At 62.1% G+C, this 8379-nt stretch carries 9 protein-coding genes; 6 read left to right on the top strand and 3 right to left on the bottom strand.

Features of this window, described 5'->3' with window-relative positions:
* Positions 1 to 321 (bottom strand): molybdopterin cofactor-binding domain-containing protein (locus AC2FM5_RS12375; protein ID WP_496735879.1); only part of this gene is annotated, 321 nt, incomplete at its 3' end.
* 3 nt (positions 322 to 324) lie between these two features.
* Complete coding sequence (locus tag AC2FM5_RS12370; RefSeq protein WP_170357311.1) at positions 325 to 789, bottom strand: (2Fe-2S)-binding protein; 465 nt, start codon at positions 787 to 789, stop codon at positions 325 to 327.
* A 99-nt stretch (positions 790 to 888) separates the two neighbouring features.
* Here AC2FM5_RS12370 and AC2FM5_RS12365 point away from each other — a divergent pair, with 99 nt between their 5' ends.
* Positions 889 to 1467, top strand: a complete 579-nt coding sequence (locus tag AC2FM5_RS12365) for a TetR/AcrR family transcriptional regulator (protein ID WP_496735876.1) — start codon at positions 889 to 891, stop codon at positions 1465 to 1467.
* On the opposite strand, the gene kynU is transcribed toward AC2FM5_RS12365, so the two are convergent.
* The gene (gene kynU / locus AC2FM5_RS12360) at positions 1460 to 2653 is read right to left on the bottom strand and encodes a kynureninase (RefSeq protein ID WP_496735874.1); all 1194 of its coding nucleotides are present in this window, start codon (positions 2651 to 2653) and stop codon (positions 1460 to 1462) included. The two genes, AC2FM5_RS12365 and kynU, sit on opposite strands and share 8 nt — an antisense overlap.
* A gap of 198 nt (positions 2654 to 2851) precedes the next feature.
* Between kynU and AC2FM5_RS12355 the strand changes: the two genes are divergently transcribed.
* The 5 genes from AC2FM5_RS12355 to AC2FM5_RS12335 all read left to right on the top strand — a co-directional run bounded on the left by AC2FM5_RS12355 (position 2852) and on the right by AC2FM5_RS12335 (position 8310).
* Positions 2852 to 3301 carry a methyltransferase family protein gene (locus AC2FM5_RS12355; protein ID WP_496735873.1) on the top strand — a complete coding sequence of 150 codons (450 nt, stop codon included), beginning with the start codon at positions 2852 to 2854 and terminating at the stop codon, positions 3299 to 3301.
* A 130-nt stretch (positions 3302 to 3431) separates the two neighbouring features.
* Complete coding sequence (locus tag AC2FM5_RS12350; RefSeq protein WP_170340345.1) at positions 3432 to 5003, top strand: Re/Si-specific NAD(P)(+) transhydrogenase subunit alpha; 1572 nt, start codon at positions 3432 to 3434, stop codon at positions 5001 to 5003.
* A gap of 13 nt (positions 5004 to 5016) precedes the next feature.
* A complete protein-coding gene (locus AC2FM5_RS12345; RefSeq protein WP_496735869.1) occupies positions 5017 to 6471 on the top strand; it encodes an NAD(P)(+) transhydrogenase (Re/Si-specific) subunit beta in 1455 nt (484 codons plus the stop codon).
* A 98-nt stretch (positions 6472 to 6569) separates the two neighbouring features.
* A complete protein-coding gene (locus AC2FM5_RS12340; protein ID WP_496735867.1) occupies positions 6570 to 6926 on the top strand; it encodes a VOC family protein in 357 nt (118 codons plus the stop codon).
* 106 nt (positions 6927 to 7032) lie between these two features.
* The gene (locus AC2FM5_RS12335) at positions 7033 to 8310 is read left to right on the top strand and encodes a DUF3422 family protein (RefSeq protein WP_496735863.1); all 1278 of its coding nucleotides are present in this window, start codon (positions 7033 to 7035) and stop codon (positions 8308 to 8310) included.
* Positions 8311 to 8379 lie beyond the last annotated feature (69 nt).

The following is an 8379-nucleotide window of genomic DNA, read 5'->3' as shown; positions in this document are numbered from 1 at the left end:
GATCAGGGCCGAGTTGTAATAAGCCGCCGCCGCAGGTCCGTGCAGAACGGTGACCTGATCCAGATCCACGTCCAGTTCCTCGGCAATCAGGGCAGCCCATGTGGTTTTCACGCCCTGGCCCATCTCGGCGCGGGGCGCAAACAGGGTCACGCCGTTCTGGTCGATCAGGATGAAGGGGTTCAGGGCCGCTTCGCCGTCGCCCGGTTTCAGCGGGTTCTTGGCGGGGCGGTTGACGTAATAGACGCCGAAAGCCACGCCACCGACGATGGCGGCTGATCCGATCAGGAAGGTGCGGCGCAGGATTTTTCCGATGCTGGCCATGGATCAGGCCTCCTTCAGCTTGGCGGCGGCGTCGTGGATCGCGGCGCGGATGCGGGGGTAGGTGCCGCAGCGGCACAGGTTGCCCTGCATCGCCTCGTCGATTTCTTCGTCAGAGGGGGCAGGGTTTTCGGCCAGCAGCGCGGCGGCCTGCATGATCTGCCCCGACTGGCAATAGCCGCATTGCGCGACCTGATGGTCGACCCAGGCCTGCTGGATCGTGGCCAAGTTGTCGGGCGTCCCCAACCCTTCGATCGTGGTGACCTCGCCCCAGACATCGGACAGGGCAACTTGGCACGAGCGGACGGCCTCGCCGTCGATCTGCACCGTGCAGGCTCCGCAGGCGGCCACACCGCAGCCGAACTTTGTTCCGGTCAGGCCCACCTCGTCGCGCAGCACCCACAGAAGGGGGACATCGTCGGGCAGATCGACCTGATGTGGCTTTCCGTTGATCGTCAGCGTGGTCGCCATGGCGTACCTCTTTTGGCTGTGGCTGGTTTCTGACATAATTGATGAAAAATGTCAGTGCGTCAATTGACAATTTCGCGCGAAACTGTCAGAGGTCAATTCATGGCGGAAAAACTGGATGATACACGGGCAAAGGCGATCCTGACTTCGGCGTTTCAGGCGTTTTCCGCCTATGGGTTCCGCAAGACCTCGATGGATGACATAGCGCGTGGCGCGGGCATGTCCCGTCCAGCGGTCTATCTGCATTACAAGAACAAAGAGGCCATCGTTCGCAGCCTGACACAGGCGCATTACGCCGAAAAGATCGCGACGGTGGCACATGCGCTGCAGGGCGACGGAGCGGTGTCCGAGATCCTGGCGCGGGCGATTGATGCGCAGATCGCCGGGATGGCGGCCATACTGGCTTCGCCGCATGGGCTGGAGATGCTGGATACCAGCAAGTCCACCGCTGCCGACATCGTGGCCGAGGGCGAGGCGGCGCTGGCGGATCTCTACGCTGAATGGCTAAAGCGCGAACTGGCGGCCGGTCGCGTGCGCCTGCCGGACGGACCGGCCGAGACCGCGCGGACCATCACCGCCGCGCTGAAGGGGATCAAGATGACCGCCTCGAACGCCGAGGAGTTCGAGCAGCGCATTGCCCAGTTGTCCGCGCTGATCGGCGCGGGGCTTGAGGTCAGGTAACCCGCTGCCGGACCTTGAATTCCGGTCTGTCCCACAAACGGTTCTGCATGATGTCAGTCAGGATCTCGACGGCGCGCGACACGTCGCATTCGTCGATATACAGCGGCGTGAAGCCGAACCGCATGATGTCGGGCGCGCGGAAATCCCCGATCACGCCGCGGGCGATCAAGGCCTGCATCGCCGCGTACCCGTCGGCAAACCGGAACGAGACTTGGCTGCCACGCATCGCGGGGTCGCGGGGGCTGGCCAGTTCCAGATCGGGGCAGGTGGCCTCGACCTGCTGGATGAACTGTTCGGTCAGGGCGATGGACTTGGCGCGCACATTATCCATGTCGGCCATGTCCCAGATATCCATCGCCGCGGCCAGCGCGGTCATCTGGATCACCGGTGGCGTGCCGACGCGCATGCGCTCGATGCCCGCGCCGGGGCGATAGTTCAGGTCGAAGGCAAACGGCGCCTCGTGCCCCAGCCAGCCCGACAGGGCCGGGCGCGCGGTGTCGGCCCATTTCGGCGCGACATAGATGAAGGCCGGGGCGCCCGGGCCGCCGTTGAGGTATTTGTAGGTGCACCCCACCGCGAAATCGGCGTTGCACCCGGCCAGATCCACCGGGATGGCCCCGGCAGAGTGGGCCAGATCCCACACCGTGATGACGCCGCGCGCATGGGCCAGCTCGGTCAGCGCCTTCATGTCGTGCCTGCGGCCGGTGCGATAGTCGACTTCGGTCAGCATCAGCACGGCGACTTCATCGGTAATGTGCTCGGCCACGGTCTCGGGGTCCACGACCCGAAGCTCGTACTCCTCGCCCAGCGAGCGCAGCAGCCCGTCAGCCATGTAGAGATCGGAAGGGAAGTTGCCATTGTCCGACAGGACCACCTTGCGCCCCGGGTTCAGCTCCAACGCCGAGGCAACCGCCTGAAAGACCTTGATCGACAGCGTGTCGCCGACCACGACCGTACCGGGCGCGGCGCCGATCAGGCGGCCGATCCGATCGCCCAGGTCGGTCGGCATGCCCATCCACCCGGCCTTGTTCCACCCGGTGATCAGCATCTGGCCCCATTCCTCGGTCAGCATCTTCTGTACCTTTGCGGCCGCCGCCTTGGGCAGAGGGCCCAGCGAGTTGCCGTCCAGATACAGAACTCCTTCCGGCAGGTGGAACATGGCTTTGGTGGCGGCGAAGTCGGTCATGATAAATCCCGGTGTTTTCTTGTGTCCGACCCGGGGTATCGGATCGGTGCCGGGCTGTCTACGCCCGCCTGTTTGTGGCCCGGGTGCACAATATTCGACCGCAAGGCCAAGATGCTTTGCCATCGGGGTCTGAAAGCGGTAGGACTTGGCCCGGAAGCGACATGTGCCGGTGCATGTCGTCGTTCAAAAGGGATGCTCATGCGCCGTATCGACGTACCGCCACTGTGGCTTTTGGGCTTCGCGGTGTTGGCCTGGTTGCAGGGCCGTTATCTGTCGCTCGGCCTGTCGCTGGAAGGCGGGTTGACCGACCTGCTAAGCGGGTTGCTGATTGGTGGGGGTATCCTGCTGGCGGTTCTGGCCATCGTAGAATTCCGCCGTCACCGTACGACGGTCATTCCGCATGAAACACCCACCGCAATGGTGCAGTCGGGCATCTACAAACGCAGCCGCAATCCGATCTATCTGGGCGATGTCCTGATCCTTGCCGGGTTGATCCTGCGCTTCGATGCCGTGTTGTCGCTGGTGTTGGTTCCTGTGTTCGTCTGGGTATTGGAACGGCGGTTCGTCCTGCCCGAAGAGGACCGCCTACGCCGCACCTTCCGTGCGGATTTCGCGCGTTACGAACGCAAAACCCGTCGGTGGATCTGAAATGCGCCGAGCCGTGACACAACGTAATGAATGCTGCGCTTGCGAAATAATGTTGCGCAGGATAGATCTTTGCTTAACAAACAATACCGACCACCCGCTCGGTCAGAGTGAAAATTAGGGGGACTTGCCGGTGAAAATAGGCACGCCAAAGGAAATACTGAAAGGCGAGAACCGGGTCGCGATGACTCCGGAGTCAGCCGTGCAGCTGCAGAAATTGGGCTATGAATGCGCCATCGAGAAGGGGGCTGGTGCTGCCGCCGGTTTCTCAGACGAGGCTTACGAGGCCGTCGGGGTCGAAATCGTCAAGACAGCTGCCTCTTTGTGGAAATCGTCGGACATCATCGCCAAGGTGCGCGTGCCCACCGAGACCGAAATGAAACGTCTGACCAAGGGCAAGACGCTGATCTCGTTCTTCAACCCGGCAGGGAACGAAGAAGGGATGGAATTGGCGAAAGCCAAGGGCGCCAATGTCATCGCGATGGAAATGGTGCCCCGCATCAGCCGCGCGCAGAAGATGGACGCTTTGTCTTCGATGGCCAACATCGCCGGGTACCGTGCGGTGATTGAGGCGGGCAACAACTTTGGCCGCTTCTTCACCGGCCAGGTGACGGCCGCGGGCAAGGTGCCGCCGGCCAAGGTTCTGATCGTTGGTGCCGGCGTGGCCGGTCTGGCCGCCATCGGGACGTCGACGTCGCTTGGCGCAATCACATATGCGTTCGATGTGCGCCCCGAGGTCGCTGAACAGGTCGAGTCGATGGGCGCCGAATTCGTCTATCTGGACTTTGAAGAAGAACAGCAGGATGGCTCGGCCACCGGCGGGTATGCTTCGGTTCAGTCCGAGGAGTTCCGCAATGCTCAGCTGGCCAAGTTCCGCGAGTTGGCGCCCGAGATGGACATCGTCATCACTACGGCCCTGATCCCCAACCGCCCGGCCCCCAAGCTGTGGCTTGAGGATATGGTCAAGGCCATGAAGCCCGGATCGGTCATTGTGGACCTTGCGGCCGAGCGTGGAGGCAATGTCGAAGGCACCGTGCCGGATGAAAAGGTCGTGACCGACAATGGCGTGACAATCATCGGCTATACTGACTTCCCCAGCCGGATGGCGGCTCAGTCCTCGTCGCTGTATGCGACCAACATCCGTCACATGATGACTGACCTGACCCCGGACAAGGACGGTCAGATCAATCACAACATGGAAGATGACGTGATCCGTGGCGCGACCGTCACCTACGAAGGTGAGATCACCTTCCCACCGCCACCGCCCAAGGTGCAGGCCATCGCCGCCAAACCCAAAGCCGAGGTCAAGGAACTGACGCCCGAAGAAAAGCGCGCGCAAGAGATCGCTGCCTTCAAGGCGCAGACCAAGCAACAGGTCACCCTGCTGGGCGTGGGCGGTGCGCTGATGCTGCTGGTGGGGCTGGTGGCTCCTGCCAGCTTCATGCAGCATTTCATCGTCTTCGTGCTGGCCGTCTTCGTGGGCTTCCAGGTGATCTGGAACGTCAGCCACAGTCTGCACACACCGTTGATGGCGATCACCAACGCGATTTCCTCGATCATCATCGTGGGCGCGTTGATGCAAATCGGGTCGGGGTCTTTCCTCGTCATTCTGCTGGCGGCGCTGTCGATCTTCATGGCCGGGATCAACATCTTCGGCGGTTTCCTCGTAACCCGGCGCATGCTCGCCATGTTCCAGAAATCTTAAGGAGGCCGGGCACATGGAATTTGGCTTCACCACTGCCGCCTATGTCGTTGCGGCTGTTCTGTTCATCCTTTCGCTCGGCGGCCTGTCGAACCAGGAAAGCGCCAAGCGCGCGGTCTGGTACGGCATTGTCGGCATGGCGCTGGCGGTTTTTGCCACGCTGGTCGGCCCCGGATCGGGCCTGTGGCTGCTGTCGCTGCTACTGATCATCGGCGGCGGTCTGATCGGTCAATACGTGGCGCAGCGCGTCCAGATGACCGAGATGCCGCAGCTTGTCGCCGCCATGCATTCGCTGGTGGGTCTGGCGGCGGTTTTCGTCGGGTACAACGCCCATTTCGAGATCAAGAATGTCGCCGAAGTCTTTGCGATCGTTGACGCGGCCAAGGATGCCGACCTGTCGGATCTGGGCGCCTTCGCGAAACTGATCGCCAAGAAAACTGCGGCCGAGCTGGCCATTCTGCATGTCGAGCTGTTCCTGGGCATCTTCATCGGTGCGATCACCTTTACCGGTTCGGTCGTGGCCTATGGAAAGCTGGCCGGCAAGGTGACCTCAGCGGCCACCAAGCTGCCGGGCGGGCATGCGCTGAACGCGTCGGCGGCTGGCCTCTCGCTGATCTGTCTGATTTGGTACACCGCTTCGGGTGGGTTCTTCCCGCTGTTCCTTATGACGCTGGCGGCGCTGTTCATCGGTTATCACCTGATCATGGGCATCGGCGGTGCCGACATGCCGGTCGTTGTGTCTATGCTGAACAGCTACTCGGGCTGGGCCGCGGCTGCGATCGGTTTCTCGCTGGGCAACGACCTGCTGATCGTCGTCGGCGCGCTGGTAGGCTCGTCGGGTGCGATCCTGTCCTACATCATGTGCAAGGCGATGAACCGTCACTTTGTCAGCGTGATCCTCGGCGGCTTTGGCGGCACTTCGGGACCCCAGATGGAGGTCGAAGGCGAACAGGTGGCGATCGACGCCGACGGTGTTGCAGCAGCGCTGAACGATGCCGACAGCGTCATCATCATCCCCGGCTACGGAATGGCGGTGGCGCAGGCGCAGCAATCGGTCAGCGAACTGGTCCGCAAGCTGCGCGCCAAGGGCAAGAATGTGCGCTTTGCCATCCACCCCGTCGCGGGCCGTCTTCCGGGCCACATGAACGTGCTGCTGGCCGAGGCCAAAGTGCCCTATGACATCGTGCTGGAAATGGACGAGATCAACGACGACTTTCCGGAAACAGATGTGGCGATCGTCATTGGCTCGAACGACATCGTGAACCCTGCGGCACAGGAAGACCCGAACAGCCCCATTGCCGGGATGCCGGTTCTGGAATGCTGGAAGGCCAAGCAGGTGATCGTCTCGAAACGCGGGCAGGGCACCGGGTATTCGGGCATCGAAAACCCGCTGTTCTACAAGGAGAACACCCGCATGTTCTATGGCGACGCCAAGCAGTCGCTGGACAAGCTGCTGCCAATGATCGACTGATCTGTGGCTCTTATACTTGGAAAAGGCGCCCCTCGCGGGCGCCTTTTTCCGTTTCAGGGTATGATGCCGTATCAACCCCAATCGGCAGGAGGTGTTCCATGCATAAGGTAAACGGCATCGGCGGCGTGTTCTTTCGCGCCCGCGATTCAAAGGCTCTGTCGCAATGGTACGAGACCAATCTGGGCGTCAATCACTATGACCCGGTTCCGTGGAAGCAGCGCGAAGGCTACACCGTGTTTGCCCCATTCGCCGAAGACACAGACTATTTCGGTGATGCCGCGCAGCAATGGATGATCAATTTCCGCGTCGACGATCTGGCGGCCATGGTCGACCAGCTGCGTGCGGCTGGAATCGAGGTGGAGACCCGTGACGAATGGAACAGCGAGATCGGAAAATTCGCCCGCCTGCACGACCCCGAGGGCAATCCGATCGAGCTCTGGCAGCCAAATCAATGAGATAGCCGGCTTGTATACCGCGGTATCCATGTAAGTATATGAAATAAAAAGATAATTGATGAAATGCTTCGGTGTCGTATAGTGCCCGGAACACAAGGAGCCGCTCATGACGCCAATCGAGGATCATCCGCTGCGCTATGCGCTGGCCAATGAATTGCACGCGCGGCCGTTCCCCGTGGCGCAGGCGCCGTGCACGGTTGTATTCCTTGCGATCAAAAAACCGGTCGCCGCGGTGGCGCGCGACCGAGCCAAAGATATGGCTCACCTGATCGACCTGTTGGACCGCCACGGGGCGCAGCATCCGCAGCCCGATGCCACCCACTATGCCGGCCAGATCGGGCGGCATTGGTTGAAGTGGGAGCACCACACGGAATTCGTGACCTATACGGCCATCACTCAGAATGTCAGCGAGCGCGCCTTCAACCCCGCCGATTTCGAGGTATTCCCCCCCGACTGGCTGATGGCCAGTCCGGGCCAGCGCGTGACCTCGATCATGCTGCGGGTGGTGCCGCGCCCGGATGACGGGGCCACGCAAGCCGCGCTGGCGGATTGGTTCGAGCCGGAAAGCCTGGCGGTGTCGCGGGTGCTGGACGACTCGGCGATCTGCGCCAGCGATTTTCGCATCGACCCGGCAGGCCACATGCGGTTTGCCCTGTTCGTGTCCGAGGGGACCGGGCGCAGGCGCACCGGCCGGATCATCCAGCGCCTGTGCGAGATCGAGACTTACAAGGCAATGTCCATGTTGGGCTTTGCCCGGGTCAAGGCCCTGATGTCCCAGATCGGCGAGTTGGACCGGCAACTGACCCAGTTGATGGGCGAGATGACCAAGGACACGACCCATCCCGACGATCTGCTGCCGCAATTGCTGGCCACCTCGACCGAGCTCGAGACGCTGTCGGCGCGTTCGGCCTTTCGCTTTGCCGCGACGGGGGCCTATGAGGCCATCGTGCACCAGCGGATCGAGGCGCTGCGCGAGGATCGCTTCCACGGGCGTCAGACATTCGCCGATTTCATGATGCGCCGCTATGACCCGGCAATGCGCACGGTCAAGGCAACCGAACGGCGGCTGCAGGCACTTTCGGACCGGGCCATTCGCGCCGGCGACCTGCTGCGAACGCGGGTCGATGTCGAGCGCAGCGCGCAGAACCAGGCCTTGTTGGAGAGCATGGACCGCCGGGCGGATCTGGCGCTGCGATTGCAGCACACGGTCGAAGGCCTGTCGGTGGTCGCTATCAGCTATTATGCCGTGTCGCTGGTCAGTTACCTGCTGTACCCGTTGACCAATGCGGGGATCAGCAAGGGGATGCTGACCGCAGGCGTGACGCTGCCGGTAGTGGCGCTTGTCTGGCTGGCCGTGCGCCGCATCCGCCGCAAGCTGGAATAGCGCGGCTTGCCAACCGGCGCGCGGCCTGTATTGCTGCGAGGCAGATATTTCGCAGGCAGGGCAGGTTTC

The sequence above is a fragment of the Ruegeria sp. BHSA162 genome, assembly GCF_059613385.1.
This window is presented reverse-complemented; position numbering and strand designations above follow the sequence as displayed.

What these genes read in the sequence shown, in the direction of transcription:
- AC2FM5_RS12370 (WP_170357311.1), bottom strand. Translation starts at nt 789, where the DNA reads ATGGCGACCACGCTGACGATCAACGGAAAGCCACATCAGGTCGATCTG.
- AC2FM5_RS12365 (WP_496735876.1), top strand. Translation starts at nt 889, where the DNA reads ATGGCGGAAAAACTGGATGATACACGGGCAAAGGCGATCCTGACTTCG.
- kynU (WP_496735874.1), bottom strand. Translation starts at nt 2,653, where the DNA reads ATGACCGACTTCGCCGCCACCAAAGCCATGTTCCACCTGCCGGAAGGA.
- AC2FM5_RS12355 (WP_496735873.1), top strand. Translation starts at nt 2,852, where the DNA reads ATGCGCCGTATCGACGTACCGCCACTGTGGCTTTTGGGCTTCGCGGTG.
- AC2FM5_RS12345 (WP_496735869.1), top strand. Translation starts at nt 5,017, where the DNA reads ATGGAATTTGGCTTCACCACTGCCGCCTATGTCGTTGCGGCTGTTCTG.
- AC2FM5_RS12340 (WP_496735867.1), top strand. Translation starts at nt 6,570, where the DNA reads ATGCATAAGGTAAACGGCATCGGCGGCGTGTTCTTTCGCGCCCGCGAT.
- AC2FM5_RS12335 (WP_496735863.1), top strand. Translation starts at nt 7,033, where the DNA reads ATGACGCCAATCGAGGATCATCCGCTGCGCTATGCGCTGGCCAATGAA.